The organism is Paenibacillus sp. TC-CSREp1, from assembly GCF_050171015.1.
Classification (GTDB): Bacteria; Bacillota; Bacilli; order Paenibacillales; family Paenibacillaceae; genus Paenibacillus; species Paenibacillus silvae.
The window spans coordinates 167091-190498 of sequence record NZ_JBNOKM010000007.1 but is presented as its reverse complement, the minus strand read 5'-3'; the positions used below and the strand labels follow the sequence as shown (position 1 = coordinate 190498).

19 protein-coding genes are annotated in these 23408 nt (G+C 51.1%); 14 read left to right on the top strand and 5 right to left on the bottom strand.

Translation table 11 applies throughout. The features are described from left to right. The first annotated feature begins 28 nt into the window (after positions 1-28). On the top strand, positions 29-913 hold the full coding sequence (locus ACQSGY_RS12590; protein ID WP_111269020.1) for a carbohydrate ABC transporter permease: 885 nt from the start codon (positions 29-31) through the stop codon (positions 911-913). Next, complete coding sequence (locus ACQSGY_RS12585) at positions 910-1737, top strand: carbohydrate ABC transporter permease (RefSeq protein ID WP_145404466.1); 828 nt, start codon at positions 910-912, stop codon at positions 1735-1737. The genes ACQSGY_RS12590 and ACQSGY_RS12585 overlap by 4 nt, the downstream gene beginning before the upstream one ends. Before the next feature lie 85 nt (positions 1738-1822). Here ACQSGY_RS12585 and ACQSGY_RS12580 read toward each other — a convergent pair whose 3' ends face one another. After that, the gene (locus ACQSGY_RS12580) at positions 1823-3340 is read right to left on the bottom strand and encodes a PLP-dependent aminotransferase family protein (protein ID WP_427052120.1); all 1518 of its coding nucleotides are present in this window, start codon (positions 3338-3340) and stop codon (positions 1823-1825) included. Positions 3341-3475: 135 nt separating this feature from the next. Here ACQSGY_RS12580 and ACQSGY_RS12575 point away from each other — a divergent pair, with 135 nt between their 5' ends. Continuing rightward, on the top strand, positions 3476-4084 hold the full coding sequence (locus ACQSGY_RS12575) for a LysE/ArgO family amino acid transporter (protein ID WP_427052119.1): 609 nt from the start codon (positions 3476-3478) through the stop codon (positions 4082-4084). Positions 4085-4102: 18 nt separating this feature from the next. On the opposite strand, the gene ACQSGY_RS12570 is transcribed toward ACQSGY_RS12575, so the two are convergent. The 3 genes from ACQSGY_RS12570 to ACQSGY_RS12560 form a co-directional block, all read right to left on the bottom strand. Then, entirely contained in the window at positions 4103-4939 is an 837-nt protein-coding gene (locus tag ACQSGY_RS12570; RefSeq protein ID WP_427052118.1) for a methyl-accepting chemotaxis protein, read from the bottom strand. Between the two features lie 334 nt (positions 4940-5273). Beyond that, positions 5274-6275 (bottom strand): GTP 3',8-cyclase MoaA, encoded by a 1002-nt coding sequence (moaA, locus tag ACQSGY_RS12565; RefSeq protein WP_427052117.1) that lies wholly within the window; start codon positions 6273-6275, stop codon positions 5274-5276. Between the two features lie 133 nt (positions 6276-6408). Continuing rightward, a complete protein-coding gene (locus ACQSGY_RS12560; RefSeq protein WP_427052116.1) occupies positions 6409-8622 on the bottom strand; it encodes a methyl-accepting chemotaxis protein in 2214 nt (737 codons plus the stop codon). Between the two features lie 495 nt (positions 8623-9117). Here ACQSGY_RS12560 and ACQSGY_RS12555 point away from each other — a divergent pair, with 495 nt between their 5' ends. The 11 genes from ACQSGY_RS12555 to ACQSGY_RS12505 all read left to right on the top strand — a co-directional run bounded on the left by ACQSGY_RS12555 (position 9118) and on the right by ACQSGY_RS12505 (position 21398). Beyond that, positions 9118-9960, top strand: coding sequence for an ABC transporter ATP-binding protein (locus tag ACQSGY_RS12555; protein WP_427052115.1), 843 nt, complete (start codon positions 9118-9120; stop codon positions 9958-9960). After that, positions 9941-10753, top strand: a complete 813-nt coding sequence (locus tag ACQSGY_RS12550; RefSeq protein WP_427052114.1) for an ABC transporter permease — start codon at positions 9941-9943, stop codon at positions 10751-10753. Before ACQSGY_RS12555 ends, ACQSGY_RS12550 begins: the two co-directional genes overlap by 20 nt. Then, positions 10750-11697, top strand: a complete 948-nt coding sequence (locus ACQSGY_RS12545; RefSeq protein ID WP_427052113.1) for an ABC transporter permease — start codon at positions 10750-10752, stop codon at positions 11695-11697. The genes ACQSGY_RS12550 and ACQSGY_RS12545 overlap by 4 nt, the downstream gene beginning before the upstream one ends. A gap of 61 nt (positions 11698-11758) precedes the next feature. Beyond that, on the top strand, positions 11759-12820 hold the full coding sequence (locus ACQSGY_RS12540) for an ABC transporter substrate-binding protein (protein WP_427052112.1): 1062 nt from the start codon (positions 11759-11761) through the stop codon (positions 12818-12820). Between the two features lie 83 nt (positions 12821-12903). Continuing rightward, positions 12904-14283, top strand: a complete 1380-nt coding sequence (locus ACQSGY_RS12535; protein WP_427052111.1) for an aspartate aminotransferase family protein — start codon at positions 12904-12906, stop codon at positions 14281-14283. A gap of 76 nt (positions 14284-14359) precedes the next feature. Then, positions 14360-15625 carry a M20 family metallo-hydrolase gene (locus ACQSGY_RS12530; protein WP_427052110.1) on the top strand — a complete coding sequence of 422 codons (1266 nt, stop codon included), beginning with the start codon at positions 14360-14362 and terminating at the stop codon, positions 15623-15625. Positions 15626-15632: 7 nt separating this feature from the next. Beyond that, positions 15633-16514, top strand: coding sequence for a nitrilase-related carbon-nitrogen hydrolase (locus ACQSGY_RS12525; RefSeq protein ID WP_188593845.1), 882 nt, complete (start codon positions 15633-15635; stop codon positions 16512-16514). A 55-nt stretch (positions 16515-16569) separates the two neighbouring features. Next, positions 16570-17937 carry an NAD(P)-dependent oxidoreductase gene (locus tag ACQSGY_RS12520; RefSeq protein ID WP_427052221.1) on the top strand — a complete coding sequence of 456 codons (1368 nt, stop codon included), beginning with the start codon at positions 16570-16572 and terminating at the stop codon, positions 17935-17937. A 487-nt stretch (positions 17938-18424) separates the two neighbouring features. Next, entirely contained in the window at positions 18425-19720 is a 1296-nt protein-coding gene (gene preA, locus ACQSGY_RS12515) for an NAD-dependent dihydropyrimidine dehydrogenase subunit PreA (protein ID WP_427052109.1), read from the top strand. Then, on the top strand, positions 19717-21171 hold the full coding sequence (hydA, locus tag ACQSGY_RS12510; protein WP_427052108.1) for a dihydropyrimidinase: 1455 nt from the start codon (positions 19717-19719) through the stop codon (positions 21169-21171). The genes preA and hydA overlap by 4 nt, the downstream gene beginning before the upstream one ends. Beyond that, a complete protein-coding gene (locus ACQSGY_RS12505) occupies positions 21171-21398 on the top strand; it encodes a hypothetical protein (RefSeq protein WP_427052107.1) in 228 nt (75 codons plus the stop codon). The genes hydA and ACQSGY_RS12505 overlap by 1 nt, the downstream gene beginning before the upstream one ends. Before the next feature lie 90 nt (positions 21399-21488). On the opposite strand, the gene ACQSGY_RS12500 is transcribed toward ACQSGY_RS12505, so the two are convergent. Further along, the gene (locus ACQSGY_RS12500) at positions 21489-23165 is read right to left on the bottom strand and encodes a PucR family transcriptional regulator (RefSeq protein WP_427052106.1); all 1677 of its coding nucleotides are present in this window, start codon (positions 23163-23165) and stop codon (positions 21489-21491) included. Positions 23166-23408 lie beyond the last annotated feature (243 nt).

Below are 23408 nucleotides of genomic sequence, written 5' to 3'. Positions count from 1 at the left end.
ATCCGCTGTGTATAAAGGGGGAGAAGTTATGGCTACGAGTGTGTTCAAAAAGTACCTTTCACTGCTCGCGTTTACAGCGCCAGCCTTTGTAATCTATGCAATATTCCTGCTGTATCCAACCTTTAGCGGCATGTTCTACAGCTTGACCGACTGGAACGGGTTGAATCGTGACTACAGCTTTATCGGACTGGGAAACTTCGTGGAATTGTTCAAGGAAGACCCTGACTTTCTGAATTCACTGTGGTTTACACTGAAATATGTTGTGTTTATGCTTGTTCTGCAGAACGTCATTGCGCTGCTGCTCGCGGTGTTCATTGAGACACGTACACGCAGCAAAGGCCTTTTCAGAACACTGTTCTTCATGCCGAACATGATCAGTACTATCATCAGTGCATTTATGTGGACATTTATCTTTTCACAGGTGCTGCCACAACTGGCGGAGAAGCTGGCCGTTTCTTTTCTCGACCAGCAATGGCTCGGTGATCCGAAGTTTTCCTTCTACTCGATACTGATCGTGTCGCTCTGGAACGGTGTGGGCTACATGATGATCATTTATCTGGCAGCGCTGCAAGGCGTGCCACAAAGCCTCAAGGAGGCTGCCGTGATTGACGGAGCCAATGCTTTTCAAGTACTGCGCAACGTGGTACTGCCTATGATTACTCATGCCATCACCATCTGTTTCTTCCTGACGCTGAATGGTGCATTTAAAGTGTTCGAGGTGGTGTATGGTTTGACAGGCGGCGGACCTGGCCGGGCGACTCAAGTTATCACGATGAATATTTATGAAGAAGCCTTCTCCAACAACTTCAGATATGGTTATGCAAGCGCCAAATCAGTTGTGCTGTTTATCATCGTTCTCATCTTTACACTCATTCAGATCACCGTTATGAAGAGAAAAGAGGTGGAAGCATGAGGATGCGGCGGATAAATAACGTTCTGATTCGACTATTCCTGATCCTTGGCTCCATGGTAGCCATGCTGCCGATCTATATGGCTGTGGTGAACTCGTTCAAGACACAGGGCGAGATGTTCCAATCCTTCATCGCTCTTCCGACAACACTGCACTGGGAGAACTATACCGATGCTTTTAACAAAATCAATCTGCTCGGCAGCTCGCTCAACTCTGCGATTGTGTCCATTCTGGGCATCGGGGGAATTGTATTCTGCGCTTCCCTGGCGGGTTACAAGTTGTCACGGACTTCCGGTCGATTAAGCAACCTGATCTTCTTTATGTTTGTTGCATCCATGCTGGTGCCTTTCCATTCCATCATGATCCCGCTGACACGAGTAGCGAAGGGCATGGGGGTGCAGGGCAGCACATACGGACTGGCTTTGATCTATATCGGACTTGGTGTAAATATGGCCATCTTTCTCTATCACGGGTTTGTGAAGTCCATTCCGCGTGAATTGGAAGAATCAGCTCAGATTGATGGCTGTAACGAATTCCAGACGTTCTTCCGGATCATTTTCCCGCTGCTGCTGCCAATCACCGTGACGATTGCAATTCTGGACTTCCTGTGGATCTGGAACGATTTCCTGCTGCCGCTGCTCATGCTGACCGATGTAAACAGATATACGTTAATTCTGTCCACGAACATGCTGTTTGGCGAGTACAACAAGGAGTGGCCTTTAATTCTCTCTTCGCTCGTTCTGACGGCGATTCCAGTCATTCTGATCTACGCGTTCTTCCAGAAATTCATTATGGAGGGCATTGCGGAGGGTGCGGTAAAAGGTTAACGAACTTATATTTGGTATTCCAATGTAACTCACGGTATGCTAACAGCCTTGAACCGGGGATATGCTCCTTCAGTTCAAGGCTGTTTTAAGTTTGATTCAGCAGCAGCCTGCGCGCCGCTTGCGCAAGGCGGATTAATCCTCGCTCCATCTCATCTAAGGAAGCATAGGCATACGAGAGGCGGATATGCTTTGTATCAAGCCGGTCATACAGGTAACCCGGGTGAATCAGCACATTTTCCTCCAGACAGTCATGGAATAATCGCCTTATGGATAACGGTTCCGCTGTGAAACGCAGCCAAATATAGAAGCCGCCTTCCGGTGTTGTCCAATCGGCAATGTCGTGGAAATGCTGCTGCAGTAACGTCAGCATGAACGCTTTGCGTTTACGAAGTTCAGGGCGAAGTTGTTCCATGTGGCTTGCATGATGCCCGTCAGCAAACCATGATGCGGCTACCTCCTGAGCAAGTGAACTGGTGCCGTAATCCGTCTGCATTTTGATATCGGCCAGCCGCCGAATAACGGGCACAGGACCGACAAGCCAGCCAAGGCGAAGTCCGGGGCTGACTGCTTTGGAGAGTGTGCCCATATGCAGCACCCGGCCTTCTAAGTCGTTTGCTTTGAGCGAGGGCGGGGGAGGATGGTCCAGCCACAGCTCCTGATAAGCGGCATCCTCGAGAATGGAGATGCCGGATATGCGGGCAAGTGACATCAATTGTTCCCGGCGCTCTCTGCTCATTACACCCCCTGTAGGGTTGTGGAAGCTTGGGATCGTGTACAACAGTGGAAAAGATTCATCGCCGTTCTCACCGCTTGCCCTTTTCGCGGTCTGGATGGCACGATCCAGATACCCGAGATCGATTCCCTCTTCATCCATCGGAATACCATTCAGTTTCAAACCGGCGGATTGAAAGGCATGAATCGAATAGAGATACGAGGGTTTCTCCAGCAGCACGGCTGAACCACGCGGCAGGAGTCCTACCGAGATCAGATGCAGTGCCTGCAGCGAGCCGGATACGATCAGGATGGAATCCGGCGAGGCCTGAATACCGCTGGTTTGCAAATGCAGGGCCAAGGCCTCGCGAAGCTCGAGGCTGCCTTGAGGTTCAATATAATTAAGGGTCCGAGTACGGCTGGACAAGTTCTGAAGAATTTCGTTGAATGCTGCACTGGGCATTAGCTCAGGTGCAAGCTCGCCCGTGCCCAGCCGAATAATGCCAGGACGGAATTCGGCCTGATTAATCTGCTGTATCTCTGGCAGATTCGGGTAATACCAGCCCTCCTGTGCAGCTTCACTCCAATTGGGCAGTGATGTATGAGCAAGGCTGTGCCAGCCAGAACCGGAGACATAGGTCCCACCCCCGTGACGGCCTTCAATCATACCCGTCGCGGCAAGATTGTCCAGAGCAGTCACCAGTGTACTTCGGTTTACTCCCATGGCTGCTGCCAGCGTTCGCTGAGAAGGAAGGCGATATCCGGCAGACCATTCCCCTGTGGTGATCTTCTGACGAATATAGGCTTCAATCTGACGATACATAGGCAGGTCAAGTGCAGGGTCTGGCTTCCAGCTGATGCTGGAAGAACGATTCATAGGGCTACGTCCCATCAGGAAGTTTCACCTCCAATGTCTTACGTACCGTACACTATATCATTTGGTTGGGCTCTTTACCATCCAAGTGGCTGGTTACATGTGGCTGCGTCTCATCTACTCTGAAGACACAGATAAAGGGGATGAGGAAGAATGGAATTCATGATCCACGCAGTGGTGCTGGCCTTTGGCCTGATTCTGCCGCTGGGTGTCCAGAATGTATTTATTTTTAATCAAGGGTTGAGTCAGAAGAAATATCTGCATGCAATGCCTGCTGTTGTTACAGCAAGCATTAGTGATACATTGCTGATTGGAGCAGCTGTGGGGGGCTTGTCCCTTGTTTTGGTACAATGGCCCATACTGACCAATGCTTTATACGGGGCAGGCAGTCTGTTTTTACTGTATATGGCTTGGGGACTGTGGAAGTCATCTGCTTCCAGGGAAGAAGCCCCAAAGGCCATGTCTGCATTGCGTCAAATTACATTTGCTGCTTCGGTTTCCCTGCTCAACCCTCATGCGTTGCTGGATACAGTGGCTGTGATTGGCACCAGCTCACTTCAGTATAAAGGGATGGAACGTGTCTGTTTTGCCTTAACAACAGCAGCTGTATCCTGGGTATGGTTTCTGGGACTTGCAGGTGCGGGCAGGCTGGTTGGCAGCAATGATCACACTGGACGGGTTCGCCACGCACTGAACCGTTTATCCGCGCTGATTATGGTTGGACTCGCGCTGATGATGTGCTGGAAGCTCTTTGCTTCATAGACGGACAGGTAGCTGGATTTATTCCGCTTTCAGAAGCATGGATTCAATGAACCGTTTAAGGTCACGGCTCACTTCATTCAGATGATCAATGGCTTCACTGAACTCGGTTACCAGCTCGGCCTGTTCATTACTGGACTGGGCTATAGAGGTAATCTCCTGTTCCATCTGCCGAATGGAGGTCTGAACATCTTTAAGTGAACGTTCGATGTTGACTGTAGCTTCCTTGGTTCCAGTAGATAGTTTGCGTACCTCGGATGCAACGACACCGAATCCTGCCCCTGCCTCGCCAGCTCGTGCAGCTTCAATTGCAGCATTCAGACCGAGCAGATTCGTCTGTTCTGAAATCTCGCGAATAAATCCGGCGACTTTGTTAACCTCGCCCGAATTTTGCACAGCTACACGAGTATTGTCCAGAATCTGTGTGGATGATGCCGTTAACTGCTCGGCCTGTGCAGCTACAGTCTGCACCATATCGGATAGTCTGCCGCTGATGCCGGTAATCAGTTCGGTAAAGTACTCCAGCTTTTCTTCATTCTGAAGAGAAAATCCAATAGCAAGCGTGCCTGCAATCTTTCCATGATCATCATACAGCGGCGTGGCCGCCGAATTGATCGCTGTACCGTAAAATTTGGCATCAATTCGATTGGCCGAAGTTTCACCGTTCACTAATGCACGGCGCAGGGTAGGGTCTTCAAGGGAGATCGGGTCTCCAGCTTTGATGCCAAGATCAAGCTCGTTGCTGGGAACGTAATACCAGAACTTCTCGGTGTCGGTTACGGCAATCATGATATCGTGTTCCTTTAACATGATTTTGAAATAAGGACTTGCTGCAACGAGTGCTTCTACGATGTTCAATAAGGTCAGCTCCTATAGTGTATGTGTATTTATCATATGGGCGTATATAATACATCGTCAGAACGATTATTGAATTTTAGACTCCATCAGACCATAATGTCTACTATATTTTTTGAAAACGTTTGAATCCTAGTGCAGCAGTGCATCGATGTCTGATCATAGAGAGCAAGCAATATCTGACCTTAAAAGGGGAGAAACGCCAAAAAAACAGACGGGAACGTGGTATTCTCGTCTGTTTTAGTCTGTTTCCTATGCTTTTGAAGTAGCCGTTCGAGCTGTTGGTGGGGGACAGCTGACAGTTCTACCGTTCAAATAAAGAGAACCATTCTTTCTTTTAACCGCCGATCTGTGACATACGCCGTACAGTCGGCGTATGAGATTGCATTTTTTGTTCCAGAGCGAGGGCCATCTCATGATTCTTCGGTTTCGTACCCAGCGCTTTGAGGAAGAGTGCCGCCATGGCATCGGGATCATCGACGAAGCGGCGAACATTATACTCATCCGACCAGTAGAGGCAGGCTTTGATATGTCCATCTGCGGTCAGCCGCAGCCGGTTGCAGTTGTCACAGAAATGATCACTTACCGGATGGATCAGGCCAAAAGTACCTTGGGAGCCCTTGATTCTCATGTTGCGAGATGGGCCGTTCCCGGCAGGGCCTTCGGTGCTCTCCACCGTCCAGCCAGCTTCTGCGCACACATCGGTTACTGCTTCCAGCGGCAAATATGATTTGCGCCAGGAATCAGAGGCGTGTCCGATGGGCATGTATTCAATAAATCGCACATGTAGCGGCTGATCTATCGTCATGGCGATGAAATCCTTGATCTCATCATCATTAATGCCCTTCATAAGCACGACATTCAGCTTGATCGGTGCAAGTCCGACGGCCGTAGCTGCTTCAATGCCTTTTAACACCTTATTCACATCTCCACCACGTGTAATCATGGAGAAGCGGTCGGCATGCAGCGAGTCGAGACTGATATTGATACGATTCAAGCCTGCATCCTTCAACGCTTGTGCCTGTTTGTCCAGCAGCAGCGCATTGGTCGTCAGAGCAATATCTTCAATGCCGTCGATCGCGGAGATCATGCCGACAAGTTTGTGAAGGTCTTTACGCACCAGCGGCTCCCCGCCGGTGAGCCGAACCTTGCGCATGCCCATGGGGGCGAGTACTTTCAGCACTTCCGCAATCTCTTCATAACTCATAATTTCATCATGTGGAGCAAACTCCATGCCTTCCGCGGGCATGCAGTAAACGCAGCGCAGATTGCAGCGGTCCGTAACGGAAATACGGATGTAGTCATGTATTCGGCCAAATGAATCCTGAAGCAGTTCCATGCAGACCACCCTTTCAACGTTCAGATTGGATATCTTCTATAATAAATGATACGACAATTACGAAAGCAACAGTTGCATCAAATTTTAGCTATTTCTCCAATCCGCGTCAATGATGACGTCCGGTGACAGCAATTCAGGCAGGCTGGTTCAGCTGGAACTGTCCAACCACTTGCTGCAGGAAGAGGGTGATCGCCTCCACATCATGAGAGGACTGCTGCACTTTCATCATATCCCGAATCAACGCCATCATCTCGGCTTCCACCTCGGCGGAGGTAGCCCGATTCTGGTGACTGATCGCAGCAATATTCTCCATTAGAAATACGACCTGATCCACCACTTGTGTACGCTCTGCTTCTTCGGCTGTGGCTTTCTGGAGAAGCTCGGAGGCTGCCTGAACGAGACTGGTGCCTTCCGCAAGCACTTGATCTCCCTCGGTAATTTGCTTGGAAGCTGCACTTGCCGCAACCGAGATTCGATCCAGTATGTGATGTATATCCTCTGTGGAAGAGCGGGAGACGTCCGCCAGCTTGCGAATCTCATCGGCGACGACGGAGAAGCCGCGACCATGCTCTCCCACACGAGCAGCCTCAATCGTTGCATTCAATGCAAGCAGATTTGTCTGTGCAGATATTTCATCAATGACCGCCAAAGCGCGATAGATTTCCTTCATGGTGCCGAGAAAAGACAGAATCGTCTGGTTGGTATCGGATACCGCGCCGGAGATTTGAATCATTTTGTCACCGATGCGATCCACTTCCTGTCTGGCCACGCCGATCTGTTCATTAGCCGACATCTCCAGCTGCTGCAGCGTCAGTCGCATATGGTCTGCGGCTTGCTTCGCTTGATCCAGATCCTGCAATTGGGTACGGATGGCTTGAATCATGGAGCCAAGCTTGAGATTTACACGATCTGTGGTCACCTGCGTTGTCTCGGTGGAAGTGCGCATCAGATACTGATTATCCATGACATCCTCCGTTGCCCGCTGGACTTTGAGCATGATGCTTTCGAGCGAATCAATCATGTTATTGATCCATTTAGCCAGCTCGCCGGATTCGTCCTGGGCAAAGGAATTCGTGTCCAAACGCTGTGTCAGATCCCCCTTGCCCTCTGCATTAATGCGGATGAATTGGCTCAGGCGTCCCAGGTCTTCGTGCACGCGGTTGTATTGTTTGCGATGAAGCTGCCATGCGCCAAAGAAGCCAAATATAACATTAAAACCGGCAATCGCAGCTGCACTCCAGCGGCTGCCTGTCAGAGCAAAAATCAAGGCAGCTGCAAGAATTGCCGAGAGAATAATATAAATGCCATGCTGTTTTGATTGTCGCCACCCGATACTGCGAATGCGGTACACTTCCTCCAGGTCTCCTTCGCACATCATGCCCCAGCGATCCGGGCAGTGCGGAAGTTGAAAGGTGATGCCTTTACCTATAACGGGAATATGGCGATAATCCGAATAGCCAGGATAAGCAGTAAAGAGATTGGAGCCGTTCTGAATCGTATTCGATACGCCAGGATGTAATTGTCCCGTGGACGGATCGGTGAACATTAATTCAAGCTCTGTATGTGCCTGCACAGACACGATGCCCCAGTCGGTCGTTACGCCATCCTTCAGATTTTCACCATGGGTAAACGTTCGATCCTCGAAGCGGCTTCGGGACAAGGCTGTCCCTGGCTGCAGTTCAGGCCGCAAGACAGATTCAGCCATAAACAGATAGTTATCGCCAGAGTCCGGGTAGATATGTCCTGACTCACGCTGAATGAGATCACCAAGCACATCACCGGGAATACGGCTGCACAAAGCTCCTGCATACTTACCTTGATGAACAATCGGAGCAATGAACATCAGTGTAATCGCATCATGGAATGTGGACGAGCGTGGCCCAATCTCCAGTGTAAGTGGATCAGCATAAGGGCCATACAAGCATTTTTGGCCGGGTGCACCTGTTATTACGTGGTTTAGGCCACGTTCGAAAGACGCATTTTCATGAGTGGTGTAACGTTGTCCAATATGTTTCTGATATGTAGAAAATATGACCTGATGCTGCTCGTTTAGTATAAACAATTCAGTGCTATCCTGTGATCGGGCATAACTCGCTTTAAACAAACTTTTCAACTTCTCTTCCTGTGGCGATCCTTGCTTCACGTCCTGGGGTCTGACCGATTCCATCTGATGCAGCAAGCGGTCCAGATGGTTCCACTGATCACTCGCCCAATCCATCATTAACTGCCTTCTGGTTTCGGCAATTCCTTCAAAAATCTGCTCCACATCATGTGTACGGTGTGCATTCAACCGATAAGACCACCACAGCGGCAATCCTTTTTTCCATCCCAGCCAATCAAACATCATGACCACCCCGATATCTGGATTTGAACAGCCTTTGAACAGCTTTGTTATCAATGATTTCAAACTTAATTGAGGCTTGGTATTACAACAGTACCGACGCTTGCTTACGACCTATTCTCTGTCTATATCCAACGTTATACATGAAATCACATGTGATTACGAGGGGTTATGTCAAATTTTCCGAATATTTGATCAATTAATACAAATGAATATACGCCGATTACAGAGGGAGAAGGTAACGAAGCTATGTCTGACATATGGAAGATTTCTGTTATATCACATTACAGTAGATGTACAGCAAATTGGATCAGTATCCCGCTCGTTTTACAGTATGTCACATGGATCAGCCTATTTTCCAAACAGTTTGTATAATGTATTTTTCGCCCAACACGATATAGTAGTACCTAACAAGCTAAAGTCTGTTACTTTCGTGTAGGTTAACCTGCCACTTGCTCCTGAATTGCATCAATACTTCTCATACAGCAAAGGAGAATGCCTATGACCGCTCAATCTCCAGCTCCCATCCACCAAGCCGTCATTCCGTCCGCAAACAAGCTCATAGATGTAGATCATGTCTCTGTTGTATTTGGCAGCGGGAGTCAGCAAGTGACGGCCTTATCCGATGTGACGTTTCATGTGCATTCCAATGAATTTGTCTCTTTATTAGGGCCTTCGGGCTGCGGCAAATCAACGCTGCTCCGATTAGTGGCCGATCTGCTTCAGCCAACAACCGGAAGCATTCGACTTGCAGGGCAGGAGCCGAAGCGAGCAAGAATGCAAAGGCAATTCGGCATCGTTTTCCAGACTCCGGCTCTCTTCGATTGGCGTACCGTGCGCCATAATGTAGAACTGCCCATGGAACTTCTGGGTACCCCGCGGAAGGAGTGCCGCCGCATTAGCGGTGAACTGCTGGAAATGGTCGGGCTGACCCGATTCGCGGATCATTACCCATGGCAGCTTAGTGGCGGCATGCAGCAGCGTGTATCCATCGCACGTGCGCTTGCCCTTGATCCGCCGCTGCTGCTGATGGATGAACCTTTCTCGGCCCTCGATGAGTTCACAAAGGAAAAGCTGCAGCTGGAGCTGTTGGAGATCAAACGCTCTACCGGCAAGACCTTCCTCTTTGTTACCCATAGCATCCCCGAAGCAATTTTTTTATCCGACCGCATTATTGTTCTCTCTGCCCATCCGGGCCAAGTGCATTCCATCCATCACGTGCATCTGCCTGCCGAACGACAGAGCGAGTTGAGGGAGACGGAAGCCTTTTATCAGATGATCACAACGATTCGCAACTGTTTTCAGGGGGAGCGTGATCCATCCAATGTTTCTTCGTTTGGGTAAACCAGGCTATCGTGTCTGGGTGATGATCTGGATCAGTTCTTTTTTTATATTTTGGGAAGGCATAGCCTGGGTATTACATTTGTTCATGTCTCCTCAGCAGGCTGCTTCCCGTCTGCCGTATCTTCATCAGGTCATTGAGGCGTTTATTCGATATTCCGGCACGCTGGCAGAACAGGGCGCCGTAACCTTTGGAAATGCGGCTCTTGGCTTCGCTGGAGGAGCGTTACTGGGTCTGCTTCTGGCCCTGCTCATGAGTGCTGCTGGCTGGTTAGAGCGCACACTGTCCCCTTATGTTGTATCTTCGCAGATGATCCCGGTCATCGGACTGGCGCCGATTGTTTATGGCATTATTCATAACGCTGCCTGGGCGCGTATTCTGATGGCGGCTTACGTCACTTTTTTCCCGATTATTATCCATACGTTAAAAGGTTTAAAGAGTGCCTCCCGTGAACATCTGGAGCTCATGCGGGCGAGTGGTGCCTCACGGACTGCACATTACACGAAATGTTTGATCCCTTCGGCGCTGCCAGGGCTGTTTTCCGGCTTGAAAATTGCAGCACCGCTCGCGGTGACCTCCTCGATCGTCGTGGAGTTGATGGGCGCGCCGGACGGGCTCGGCGTACTGATGGTCAGTTCACTGTACTACGGTCATGCACAAGTCGGTATGTTCTGGGCCACCATCATGCTTAGCATGGGGATTGGCATGATCTCTTATCTTTTGATCAGCCTGATTGAACGCTGGCTTACACCATGGCAGCCTGAATTCAGGTCAACGGGAGGCGGGTCGGCATGAGTGAAGGCACTGTACTGCCACGAAAGGGTGAGGAGGGAACAGCATCCGGCGCCGGAGCAGCTGCTGAAGCCACAGCGGGTAGGATGCATCCCGTGAGAATAAAGTCGGTTCAAGCTGCAAATGCGGCTATTCCTATTGACAGTTCCCGGAACGGTACAGAAGGCTATGGAATCAAGCTCAGCATCCTCTTCCGTACTTTGCTGCCTTGGCTGGCAGGAGCCGCATTTCTGACCTTGTGGCAGCTGCGCTTCTTTCACATCCTGCTGTCACTGGAAACTTATCAGCTTCCTGTGCCTTCTGCGATTGTGTTGTCCATTCGCGACAATGCGGAGATGCTTCTCCGCTATGCCGTTTATAGTGGAACCGAGATGCTGGGCGGCTTTCTGATTGGCTCGCTTCTTGGGGTGCTGGCTGCCACAGGAGCGTCATTTTTTCCGAACAGCGGCAGGGCAGCGGTCACTGTGTTGTCTGCGCTCAATGCTGTTCCGATTGTGGCCCTGGCTCCAATCATGAACAATTGGTTTGGAGACGGGATCTGGTCCCGCATCGCTGTGGTGTCGGTTATTACGATGGCAGCAATGGCGGTCAGCCTGTTCAAGGGGCTCACCTCGATCCAGCCGCAGTATGGCGAATTGCTGAATAGCCTGGCTGCGAGCCGCAAGCAATTTTTTTGGAAACTCAGGCTGCCTCATGCCATGCCTTCTTTCTTTGCGGGATTGAAAATTAACATGTCGACCAGCATTATCGGAGCGATTGTCGGAGAGTTCTTTATCGCCTCACAAGGATTGGGTTATTTGCTCTCCGATCAGATTCGACTGGCTAACATGCCTCTGGCCTGGGCTTGCATCGTCATCGCAGCAGTGCTTGGCATCGTTCTCTATGAGCTGGTTGTGTTCACGGAGAAACGACTGCTTCCCTGGAATCAAACGCGTACAGATGGTTGAGCAGCCGTTCTCATGGATTAGAAGAACAAATTCCATATATAAACAGGGGGTCGTTCTGTATATGAACAAAACGTGGAAGCTGGGTTTATGGATGCTGGTCTTATGTATTTTGCTGCTTTCGGCCTGCTCGGCTTCAACCGAGCCGTCATCGCAGCCAGCTGCTGCAAGCTCGGGCGGGGACGAAGCAGCCAATTCGTCATTAACCAAAGTGAAAATTCAGCTCAAATGGGTGCCGCAGGCGCAGTTTGCCGGAATCTATGCCGCGAAGGAAAAAGGTTTTTTTGCAGAGGAAGGCATTGATGCGGAGATTATTCCCGGGGGGCCTGATATCGTCATTGAGCAGCAGGTAGTTAACGGCGCAGCCGACGTCGGCATTACAGGAGTGGATAGTTTGCTGGTCAGCCGCGATAACGGTCTGCCCCTCGTTTCACTTGCCCAGATCTCACAGAAGAGCAGTTATCGGCTGATTGCCAAGAAGTCTGCAGGAATTACCAGCCCGGCGCAGATGAAAGGCAAGAAGGTCAGCACCTGGTTTGGCAGCCAGCAGTTTCAGGTGCTTGCTTTTATGGAGAAGAACGGACTTGATCCGAAAAAAGATATCAATCTTGTCAAGCAGGGCTTTACGATGGATCAGTTTTTCAATGATCAGGTGGATGTGGCAACGGCTACGATCTATAACGAGTATCATGTGGTGCTCGAAAGCGGCGTAAAGGAGTCTGATCTGGATGTGTTCAATATTGAGGATGCCGGAGTTGGCATGCTGGAGGATACGCTGATTGCCAAGAAGGACTGGGTGGACAGCAATCATGAGATGGCGGTCAAAGTGACCCGTGCGATCCTGAAAGGCTGGAATTATGCCATTGATCATCAGGATGAGACGGTGGACATCGTCATGAGTAATGTGACGGAAGGCAGCACAACTCGTGAGCATCAGGTAACGATGCTGGCAGAGATTGCAAAGCTGATCCGCCCGGAGGGCTTTACCGAGAAGCAGGTGGGCAGCTTTGTGGATGAGTCGTTTGCCCGCACAGCCGATATCGCTCTGAACTATGGATTGATCAAAAAAGCAGCCAATCTGGATGAGGCTCTGGAGAAGAACGTGTATGAAGAGGCTGTGAAGTAAGTGCAAGTGCAGATGCATCGAAAATGCCCCGTACAATTGAACGCACCAGCATAAACGTATCCAATCAGAGAGGAGCAAGGCGGATGAGTTCTGTGAATCAGCAGCCCCAGCCCATGAGTGGCACGAGAGAAGAATGGCTTGAGAAGGATCGCAAGTACGTCTGGCACCACATCTCACCTCATAACGATCATCCGATGATTGCGGTTAGCGGAGAGGGTAGCTGGATTACGGATCAGGAGGGCACGCGTTATCTTGATGCGATGTCGGGATTATGGTGTGTCAATGTAGGGCACGGACGTGAGGAAATCGCGAAGAGCGCTTATGAACAGATGAAAACCCTCGCTTATATTCCAATGACACAGAGTCATGAACCCGCCATTTTGCTGGCAGAGAAGCTGAATGAATGGCTCGAGGGGAAGTATCGGATTTTTTTCTCCAACTCCGGTTCGGACGCGAATGAGGTGGCTTTCAAAATAGCTCGTCAGTTCCACCATCAGAATGGTGAGCCCACGCGTCACAAATTCATCTCCCGTCACCGGGCATATCACGGGAACTCCATGGGGGCGCTTGGTGCGACGGGTCAGGCAGCCCGCAAGATCAAATACGAGCCGCTTGGCGTGGGCTTCTCCCATGTTCCACCGCCATATTGCTACCGCTGTCCGTTCGGCAAAAGCAAGGATAGCTGCGGACTGGAATGTGCGGCCATTTATGAAGAGGTGATCCGCTGGGAAGGCCCGGAGACGGTGGCTGCCGTTATTATGGAGCCGGTTATTACTGGCGGCGGCATGATTGTTCCCCCGCCGGACTATATGCGTACCGTTCAGGGTATCTGCCAGAAATACGGAGTGCTGCTCATTGTAGATGAGGTGATCTGCGGCTTTGGACGCTCGGGGCAGAAATTCGGCCATCAGAATTACGGGGTGCAGCCGGATATCGTTACGATGGCCAAGGGCATGACGAGTGCGTATGCACCGCTTTCCGCTACAGCAGTAAGATCGGACTTATACGATTCATTCCGCGAACCAGGCGATGACAGTCATTTTCGGCATGTGAATACGTTTGGCGGTAACCCGGTATCGTGCCGGGTAGCGCTGGCCAACCTTGAGATTCTGGAACGGGAGCAGCTGGTTAGCCGGGCAGCGGCGCTGGGCAGCATGCTGGGCGAGAAGCTTGCGCCACTGCTCCAGCTTCCGCCCGTAGGTGATATCCGTCTCTTCGGATTCGCCTGCGGCATCGAGCTGATTGAGCCGGACGGTTCGCCAGCGAAAGCGGAGAACGTGATGAAGGTGCTGGCTCATTGTAAACAGGATGGCATATTGATTGGCAAGAATGGAGATACGGTGCCGGGCTTTGCCAATATTTTGACGCTGTCGCCGCCGTTTGTCACCACCGAGGAAGAACTCGATCTCATCGCAGCCAGCTTGTTTAATGCGCTTGGCAGTCTGCATGATTACCAGAATTAGGCAGCGACAAGTGAGATGAGCATGAGATGAGGATGAGCTTATGAAGCGCACAAGCTGATGCAAGGAGGGAAGCAGAATGCAGACAACAACCGACCCATCGATTAATCAGCTGCGGCTGATGCAGCATATTGAGGAGCTCGCGCAGATTGGCAGGATCGCAGATACAGGTGTATGCAGGCTTGCTCTTACGCCGGAGGATATGGAGGGGATGAAACGGGTCAGAGCCTGGATGGAAGGGGCGGGTCTTTCGACTCGAATCGATGCTTTTGGCAATCTGATTGGTCGTTTGGAAGGAATGGATTCAACTCTGCCGATCCTGATGATCGGTTCACATATCGACTCCCAGCCTTATGGTGGACGTTATGACGGAGCTATTGGTGTATTAGGTGCGCTGGAGGCCGTACAATCCCTGATTGAACAAGGCATACAGCCGCTGATGCCAATTGAAGTCATTGCCTTTTGCGATGAGGAGGGGTCCCGGTTTAACAAGGGATTGTTCGGTTCACGCGGCATTACGAATCAGCTGGAGGAAGGAGAGCTGGAACGTCAGGACAAGAACGGGGTGACTCGGCGGGAGGCACTGGAGGCCTGCGGCTGTTCGCCAGCTGATTTTGCTGCTGCTGCATATTCGCCAGGTTCTATCGGGCAATATCTGGAGCTGCATATCGAGCAGGGGCCTGTGCTGGAAGCTATGAATGCTCCTGTAGGTTTGGTGACAGGCATCTCCGGGCCGCTCTGGCTCACGGTAACGATGAAGGGGATGGCCGGGCATGCGGGTTCTGTTCCAATGCTTATGCGTCATGATGCCCTTGCAGGCAGTGCCAAAGTGATTGCCGCTTTTGATGATATGGTGCGTGAGGACCCGGATGCCCCCACTGTTGGTACGGTAGGAAGTCTGAGGGTGTTCCCGGATTCGAGGAATATCATTCCTGAGGAAGTTAGCTTTACGGTGGATTTACGGGATATGGATATGAAGCGCCGCAATCGGCTCCAGGCGCAACTGATGACTTTGCTGGACGAGGTCAGCTCTCGTTATGGTCTAACGTATTCCGTCACCGAGGATACCAACAGTGAGCCTCGATACTGCGCCGAGTCGATCATGTCTGTCATTCGCTCTGCCGCAGAAGAGATTCAGCTGCCCCTTCCGGAGCTGATGAGCGGCCCGTTCCATGATGCATTGGCACTGTCGTATGTGTGTGATTATGGGATGATTTTTGTTCGCAGCAAGGATGGCATCAGTCATCATCCAAGTGAATATTCCTCCCCTGAGGATATTGCGCTGGGTACAGAGGTGCTGTTCCGTACCATCCGCAGCATGTGCATATTACCAAAGGAGGCGTGATGACGTTATGAGTGTAATTCGTATCGGTTTGATTCAGGCATCCCATGACATTGAGGGTGAAGCCCCTGTTGAAGTGCATAAGGAGGCGGCGATTCAGAAGCACATCAGGCTTGTACGTGAGGCAGCGGCGAGAGGGGCGCAGATCATCGGGCTGCAGGAGGTTTTCTACGGACCTTACTTTTGCACAGAACAAACACCCAAATGGTACGCATCGGCAGAGCGGGTGCCGGAAGGGCCGACAACCAGACGCTTTCAGGAGCTGGCGAAGGAGCTTGCTGTAGTCCTTATTTTGCCTGTGTACGAGGTGGATGGAATTGCTTCCTATTACAATACAGCGGCGGTCATTGATGCGGACGGAACGTATCTGGGCAAATATCGCAAGCATCATATTCCCCATGTGGAGGCAGGAGAAGGGACAAACGGCTTCTGGGAAAAATATTATTTCAAACCCGGCAACCTCGGTTATCCGGTATTTGATACGGCTTACGCCAAAGTGGGTGTGTATATCTGTTATGATCGTCATTTTCCAGAAGGAGCGCGTCTGCTTGGGCTGGCAGGGGCCGAAATTGTGTTTAATCCGTCCGCTACGGTGGCAGGCACCTCGGAGTATTTGTGGAAGCTGGAGCAGCCGGCCCATGCGGTAGCCAACGGTTATTATGTAGCGGCAATCAATCGTGTTGGTGTGGAAGCGCCGTGGAATATGGGTGAATTTTATGGGCAGTCGTATCTGGTGGACCCGAGGGGACGCATGGTGGCTGTAGGCAGCAGGGATCAGGATGAAGTAGTTATTGGCGAGATGGATACGGAGATGATTCGGGAAGTGCGTAATGTGTGGCAATTTTATCGGGATCGCAGACCTGAGACGTATGAGCAGCTGGTGAGTCTGTAGTGCGGCTGACTGAAAGTGAATACAGGTCGTTAATTTACAGGAGGTGCGTACATTGATGAATCACTCTGGAGCAGCAGGGTCCGATTATGGATGGGAGTCTCGTTTTGTCGAGATGAAACCGGCAATGACTGGCAAGGAAGCGATGGAGGAATCCAACCGCTGTTTGTATTGTTACGATGCTCCGTGTATTAAGGCGTGCCCCACCGATATCAACATCCCTTCTTTTATTAAAAAAATAGCAACCGGGCATCTCAAAGGATCGGCTCGCACGATCATGGATGCCAATCCAATCGGTGCGAGCTGCGCTCGAGTCTGTCCCACGGAGGAGCTGTGCGAGGGTGCTTGTGTGCTGAACGAATCTTCAAAGCCGATTCGCATTGGGGACCTGCAGCGTTATGCAACAGATTGGGCGAGGGAGAGCAATGAACCTCTTTTCCATGCAGCTCCTGCAAATGGCAGAAGCATTGCTGTTGTCGGTGCAGGACCTGCCGGACTCTCGGCAGCACGTGAGCTGGGAAGGGCAGGTTATGAAGTGACCATCTATGAAGCCAAGGCAAAAGGCGGCGGGCTGAATACCTACGGCATCGTATCCTTCCGTTTGCCCGAGCAGGTTCCGCTGTGGGAAGTAGAACAGGTGGAAGCGCTGGGCGTGCAGATTCGCTATGGTGTACGCATTGGCATCGACATGGCGGCGTCGGAGCTCTTGGAGCGGCACGAGGCTGTAATTCTGGCTTGTGGCATGGGATCGGTCCCGATGCTGGGCATTGAGGGGGAGACACTGGAAGGGGTGTATGATGCCATTGAGCTTGTGGAATCGACCAAGCAAGGTGTGCCGCCAGCGCTCCATGGCTTGAACGTAGCTGTTATTGGTGCAGGCAATACGGCAGTGGATGCAGCGACCTGTTCCGTGCGGCTGGGTGCAGAGCGGGTGCAGATGTTGTATCGGCGCGGGGTGCAGCAGATGACAGCCTATGCGTTTGAGTACACTTTTGCCAAGCAGGAGGGTGTAGAGTTTCGTTGGTTTACGATGCCGCAGCGTATTCTCGGTGATGAGAATGGCCGGGTTCGTGCTGTAGAATGTGTGAAAATGGAGCTTGTCACACCGCCTGGCGGCGGCCGGGCGCTGCCTGTAGCTGTGGAGGGCTCGACCTTCACCGTTGAATGTGACACCGTCATTCGGGCCATTGGACAGAATCGGCTGCTGCCAATCATTGAAGCATTTGAACTGCGTCATAACGGAGGCGTTGTGGAAGTTGAGACGCATACGTACCGTACTTCGCATCCTCAAGTGTATGCGGCTGGCGATGTTGTTTTTGGTCAGGGTCAAGGAGAGGCGATGGTGGTTTCGGCTGCACTACAGGGCAAACTGGCTGCTGCTGCGATTATGAAGGCACTTCCGGGTCGTACTGTGGAGAGTGCGTAAGGAAAGTGTATGAGGATAGTCATAAGGAGATTGCATAAGGAAGGTGCACAAGGAAAGTCATGAGCAAAGTGTATGAGGATAGTGCATGAGGGAAGTCATGAGGAAAGTGCATAGGAAAGGTCCAAGTGCACAACACAGGTGTGTTGAAATAACGTCGGATGTCGGCGGTCTTCGTAAACACTCAAGACGTTCGCAAAAACTTATCTCTATGGGACCTCATATTGGCTCCAGATCGGCTAACGATCCCCAGAAAGCTTATTACGGCGAAAACGGGGCAGGGGGAAATCTAACGATTCTCACGATCCTTATTTCATTCCGAAACGCCGAAATGCGGCTGGAAACGTGCAAAAACAGCTAAATAGCGTTCCTGCGATTCGTTAGGATTTCCAAAGGCTGTATTTCAGCTGAATAAGCGCTGTGGGAATCGTTAGAATGGGACTCACAAATTCATTGAACTCATAAGGCTCTTATCCAAGGAGGGATTGATATGGCGGACTTATCGATTAATCTGGCGGGCATTCAGTCGCCTAATCCATTCTGGCTTGCCTCGGCACCACCGACCAATACGGGATACCAGGTCCAGCGTGCGTTTGAGGCGGGCTGGGGTGGTGCGGTATGGAAAACACTCGGCGAACCGATTATCAACACCTCCTCCCGTTTTGCGGCAGTTCACTTTGGCGGGCAGCGTGTGGCGGGCTTTAATAACATCGAGTTGATCTCTGACCGTCCGCTGGAAGTGAACTTGCGCGAAATTGCCGAGACGAAGAAGCGTTTCCCGGACCGCGCGGTCGTCGCCTCTCTGATGGTTGAGCCGCGGAGGGAGAAGTGGCATGAGATTGTTAAAAAAGTGGAGGCCGTCGGGGTCGATGGTCTGGAGCTGAACTTTGGCTGCCCACATGGTATGGCTGAACGTGGCATGGGTGCTGCTTCAGGCCAACAGCCTGATCTTGTCGAGCTGCAAACGATGTGGGTCAAAGAAGTAGCCACTACACCGGTCATCGTGAAGTTAACGCCGAATATCACGGATATTACAGCAACTGCCCGGGCGGCTGTGCGCGGTGGTGCTGATTCAATCTCGCTGATCAACACGATCAATTCTCTCGCTGGTGTTGATCTGGATTCGTGGAATACGGTGCCGCATGTAGGCGGCAAGGGAGCGCATGGCGGTTACTGCGGTCCCGCAGTGAAACCTATTGCACTGAACATGGTAGCGGAGTGTGCTCGCCACCCCGAGGTTGGAGTACCGATATCCGGCATTGGCGGCATATCCGACTGGCGGGATACCGCGGAATTTTTGCTAATGGGTGCAACGGGGGTACAGGTCTGTACGGCGGCCATGCATCATGGCTTCCGTATTGTGAAGGATATGATCGACGGCCTGAACGATTATCTGGATGAAAAGGGACTTAGCAGTGTATCGGAGCTGGTGGGTCGGACCGTACCCAAATATTCGGATTGGGGCAATCTCGATCTGAATTACAAGGTCGTGGCCCGCATCAATCGTGATGTTTGTATCAACTGCAACAAATGCCATATTGCTTGTGAAGATACGTCCCATCAATGCATTGACATGTTAATCGACCCGTCAGGCGCTTATCTGGAGGTGGTGGAGGAGGACTGCGTTGGCTGTAATCTGTGCTCCATTGTCTGTCCTGTGGAAGGGGCAATCGAGATGGTAGAACTGGCATCGGATCAGGCACCCGTTACATGGAATGAACGTCAATCGGCGATTGCTGTGCTGCAGTCCGTCCGTAATCAATCAACCAAGGAGGCGATTTCATGAGCACGCGTACTTTGATTCGTAATGGGATATTAGTGACGGCATCGGATACGTTTGAAGCAGACCTTTTGATTACAGCGGGAAAAATTGAACAGATCGGCATAGGCTTAACGCCGGATGACCAGACAGAGGTTATTGATGCATCGGGCTGTTATGTCATACCAGGTGGTATTGATCCGCACACTCATCTTGACATGCCGTTTGGCGGCACGGTCACCGCGGATGATTTTGCTACAGGAACGCAAGCGGCTGCATTTGGGGGAACAACAACAATCATTGATTTTTGTCTGACCCAGAAGGGCCGTCCCTTATCCGAATCGCTGCAGGAATGGCATAACAAGGCCAGAGGCAAAGCGGTCATTGACTACGGATTCCACCTGATGATCGGTGAGATGAATGATCAGGTGCTGGAGGAGCTCCCGCAGATCATAGAAGAGGAGGGCGTATCGTCCTTCAAGGTATTTATGGCGTACAAAAACCAGTTCCAGGCGGATGACGGAATCCTCTTTCAGACACTGCAAAAGGCGAAAGAATACGGAGCACTGGTCATGGTGCACGCCGAGAATGGAGATGTCATTGACCTGCTTGTGAAGCAGGCACTGGCCGAAGGGCGAACTGCGCCGATCTACCATGCGCTGACTCGTCCATCCATGCTGGAGGGAGAAGCGACCGGACGTGCCGCCCGTCTGGCTGCACTGGCGGATTCGCAGCTGTACGTGGTGCACGTCACCTGTGCGGAAGCGGTTGAGCAGATCGCACGAATGCGTGAGCTGGGTTATCGAATCTGGGGAGAGACGTGTCCACAGTATCTGACGCTGGAGCAGTCCATCATGGATCAACCCGATTTCGAGGGGGCGAAGTATGTCTGGTCTCCACCGTTAAGGGAGAAGGGGCATCAGGAGGCACTGTGGAATGCGCTGAAAAGTGGACAGCTGCAAACAATCGGCTCGGACCACTGCTCGTTTAATTTTACAGGGCAGAAGGACCTCGGCAGGCAGGATTTCAGCAAAATTCCGAATGGCGGGCCAGTCATTGAGGATCGGCTCAGCATTCTCTATTCGGAGGGAGTGGCTAAAGGCCGAATTTCACTGAATCAGTGGGTTGATCTGTGCTCGACCAGGGCGAGCAAATTGTTCGGATTATTTCCGCAAAAGGGAACACTGGCTGTCGGTACGGATGCGGATATCGTCATTTTTGACCCATCCATAACGAGAGTCATTTCGGCAGAAACCCATCACATGAACGTGGATTACAGCGCGTTCGAAGGCATGCAGGTACAGGGCTGCCCGGTAACCGTGCTGTGTCGGGGAGAATATGTGATACGGAATCGGCAGTTTGTCGGGGTATCCGGGGCAGGAGAATACGTGAAGCGCAGCAAATACAATGCGCAGGAACCACTCCCGTCAAGAAAGCAGCTCTCTGCAATGGCTGCATTGAATGGGGGGCGAAGCTGATGTCGGAGCGCGAAACGTTTGAGGAAGAGAAGCACACGATTGAGCGATTGGTGGCTCAGGGGTATCGAATCTGCTCGGTTTGGGAACATCTGGAGGGTGCTCATGTTACATGGGAGCACCCTGATCTCCCGGGGGAGAATGTGGAGCAGCATGTGGGTACAGCCGCAGGTCGCAAGTGGTTCAGTCATATATTGATTCGTCAGCTGCAGACCCGACGAGGAGCGTAATCCATTCCAATACATGGACTGCTTCAATGACGTTTACAGCACACAGCACGATTTATCACACGATCTCCTCTTACAACAAGTTAGGATTTCTTACAAAAGTGGTCCGTTTATATACTCGTAAGCGTACAGCGCAAGCTCCATAGCCACTCGCTTCTCCGGCAGGAGATAATCTTTTCCCAGAAGTGATTCAATTTTGTCCAAACGGTGATAGAGCGTCTGTCTGACAATAAACAGCGCACTGGCTGTCTCTTGTTTGGAGCAGCAGAGAGTCAGGTACTGTTTCAGCGTAAGAAGCAGCTGGCCGCCTTTCTCTGAGTCATATCTGATAAGGGGGCCTAAATATTCGGTAATAAAATCATTCAAATTGCCGCTCTGCTTCATACTCGCGATAATTCGATAACAGTGAAGATTGCTATAGAAAGGCTGTTGCATCACGCCAATGTCCTTCTGAATGCGCAGCGTTTCCCTGGCTGATTCCAGACTCTCCCGCAGACGGGATAAGTCGGAGTAGCTCTGACCAATGCCCAAGAGACCAGAGAAGAGTTGATGGGTCTGCTCCTGCTCGTGCTGTTTTAATTGCTGTACGCAGTGCCAAACCTTATTTTTACGCAGCGTTTCTGATTGAGGATCAATTACGATAACAATAATTTGAAGGTTAAGTACGGTGCTGTAGAGCGTGAAGCCCTCTCGGGCGAATATGGAGCGGGCCACAATATTACGCTGAATCAAAAGCTTCTGGAGTCGGAGACTGTCGTTGTGGACTGGATGGCTTTCAAATAAAATAACGGCAGCCTGGGCTTTGCAGAGCCGGGGATCGGCGGCCGAAAGATACTCCTGAATCTCCTTGGTGGTATGGCTTCCGTTTAACCAGTCGATGACCCACATATCCTCCTTGTAACGTCGTTTTTCCTCCATATATTTTGTGCGCATCCAGTCCTGGGCTATGGCAGCAGCACAGCGCTCCAGTGCTTGAATAACATAACTTTCAGATGGACGGGTCTCTGGAGGTTGGTTGAGATCGATGTCTTCAGGTTGATGTGGAAAAAGGACAAGATCAGCGAAGGTATACTCTAACGCCTGAACAGGCATGCTGATGCCGTTCATTCTATTTTGCGGCTGCAGGGTTTCTCCGGCCTCGGCAAACCACTGCTGTCTTCGCATCTCCAGCTGCTCCGTGGGAACATAGGGTACTGCGGCAGCCTCCCCCTCCAGTGGATACAATGCGACAGCATATCCTGTATTCCGTGACAGGAGCCGTAGTAACGGCAGTACACCGTCTCCATTCAGCAGCAGCTGATGAAAAGAGGTGGTGAGCTGGTCCAGCTCGGCAACCATACGCTGATGACTGCGGATCAGAGCAAAATGAAGATCTTGAGTAATATCAATATACCGAACCTGATCCTGAAACCAGATCAACGGAAAATCAGCTTCAGCAGCAATCTGCTTCAGCCCTTCCAGCTGAGGGCGGGTATGCTCCCCCAGTTCAATACATAATCCTGCGGCGCCGCAGGTAATCAATTGATGCAGAAAGGACAAGCCTCGCTGATTGCCTTCAGACCAGCCAATGCCTGTAGTAAGGATCAATTCTCCTCCACTGAGCAAATCCCCGATCTCTGGCACCTCCAGAATATGTACCCAGCGTACATAACGCTCCAGCGCACGATCACTGGCCACATATTCCGCCTTGCGAAACACGGGACGTTTCAGCATGTCTCTGATTTGGATATGAAGCGTAGGTTCTTCCACCTGGTCACCGCCCTTCGCCAATGATCAACTGTTTGATGCTAGCAATCAATCATGCAATCGTATGCTTTATTCAGGCTGTTGTAAGAATAAGTATACGTGCTTTTGCAGTTGATGAGCTTACACCTTACATTCTTTAGTTTGAATGACAAAAAACCTCGATATTTTTGTGATGCTTCTTAAATTCAAGTGAATTATGAAAGTTTTTCTTACATAGATGTTAAAAAAGGCCCTTGATCAGGCAACGGAATCAGACATCATTCCATT

Bases quoted from the DNA above. Each gene is read 5' to 3' on its own strand.
- ACQSGY_RS12590 (WP_111269020.1), top strand. From the start codon at position 29: ATGGCTACGAGTGTGTTCAAAAAGTACCTTTCACTGCTCGCGTTTACA.
- ACQSGY_RS12580 (WP_427052120.1), bottom strand. From the start codon at position 3,340: ATGGGACGTAGCCCTATGAATCGTTCTTCCAGCATCAGCTGGAAGCCA.
- ACQSGY_RS12545 (WP_427052113.1), top strand. From the start codon at position 10,750: ATGAGTGAAGGCACTGTACTGCCACGAAAGGGTGAGGAGGGAACAGCA.
- ACQSGY_RS12530 (WP_427052110.1), top strand. From the start codon at position 14,360: ATGCAGACAACAACCGACCCATCGATTAATCAGCTGCGGCTGATGCAG.
- hydA (WP_427052108.1), top strand. From the start codon at position 19,717: ATGAGCACGCGTACTTTGATTCGTAATGGGATATTAGTGACGGCATCG.
- ACQSGY_RS12555 (WP_427052115.1), top strand. From the start codon at position 9,118: ATGACCGCTCAATCTCCAGCTCCCATCCACCAAGCCGTCATTCCGTCC.
- ACQSGY_RS12585 (WP_145404466.1), top strand. From the start codon at position 910: ATGAGGATGCGGCGGATAAATAACGTTCTGATTCGACTATTCCTGATC.
- ACQSGY_RS12525 (WP_188593845.1), top strand. From the start codon at position 15,633: ATGAGTGTAATTCGTATCGGTTTGATTCAGGCATCCCATGACATTGAG.
- moaA (WP_427052117.1), bottom strand. From the start codon at position 6,275: ATGGAACTGCTTCAGGATTCATTTGGCCGAATACATGACTACATCCGT.
- ACQSGY_RS12560 (WP_427052116.1), bottom strand. From the start codon at position 8,622: ATGATGTTTGATTGGCTGGGATGGAAAAAAGGATTGCCGCTGTGGTGG.
- ACQSGY_RS12535 (WP_427052111.1), top strand. From the start codon at position 12,904: ATGAGTTCTGTGAATCAGCAGCCCCAGCCCATGAGTGGCACGAGAGAA.
- ACQSGY_RS12550 (WP_427052114.1), top strand. From the start codon at position 9,941: ATGTTTCTTCGTTTGGGTAAACCAGGCTATCGTGTCTGGGTGATGATC.
- ACQSGY_RS12575 (WP_427052119.1), top strand. From the start codon at position 3,476: ATGGAATTCATGATCCACGCAGTGGTGCTGGCCTTTGGCCTGATTCTG.
- ACQSGY_RS12520 (WP_427052221.1), top strand. From the start codon at position 16,570: ATGAATCACTCTGGAGCAGCAGGGTCCGATTATGGATGGGAGTCTCGT.
- ACQSGY_RS12540 (WP_427052112.1), top strand. From the start codon at position 11,759: ATGAACAAAACGTGGAAGCTGGGTTTATGGATGCTGGTCTTATGTATT.
- ACQSGY_RS12505 (WP_427052107.1), top strand. From the start codon at position 21,171: ATGTCGGAGCGCGAAACGTTTGAGGAAGAGAAGCACACGATTGAGCGA.
- preA (WP_427052109.1), top strand. From the start codon at position 18,425: ATGGCGGACTTATCGATTAATCTGGCGGGCATTCAGTCGCCTAATCCA.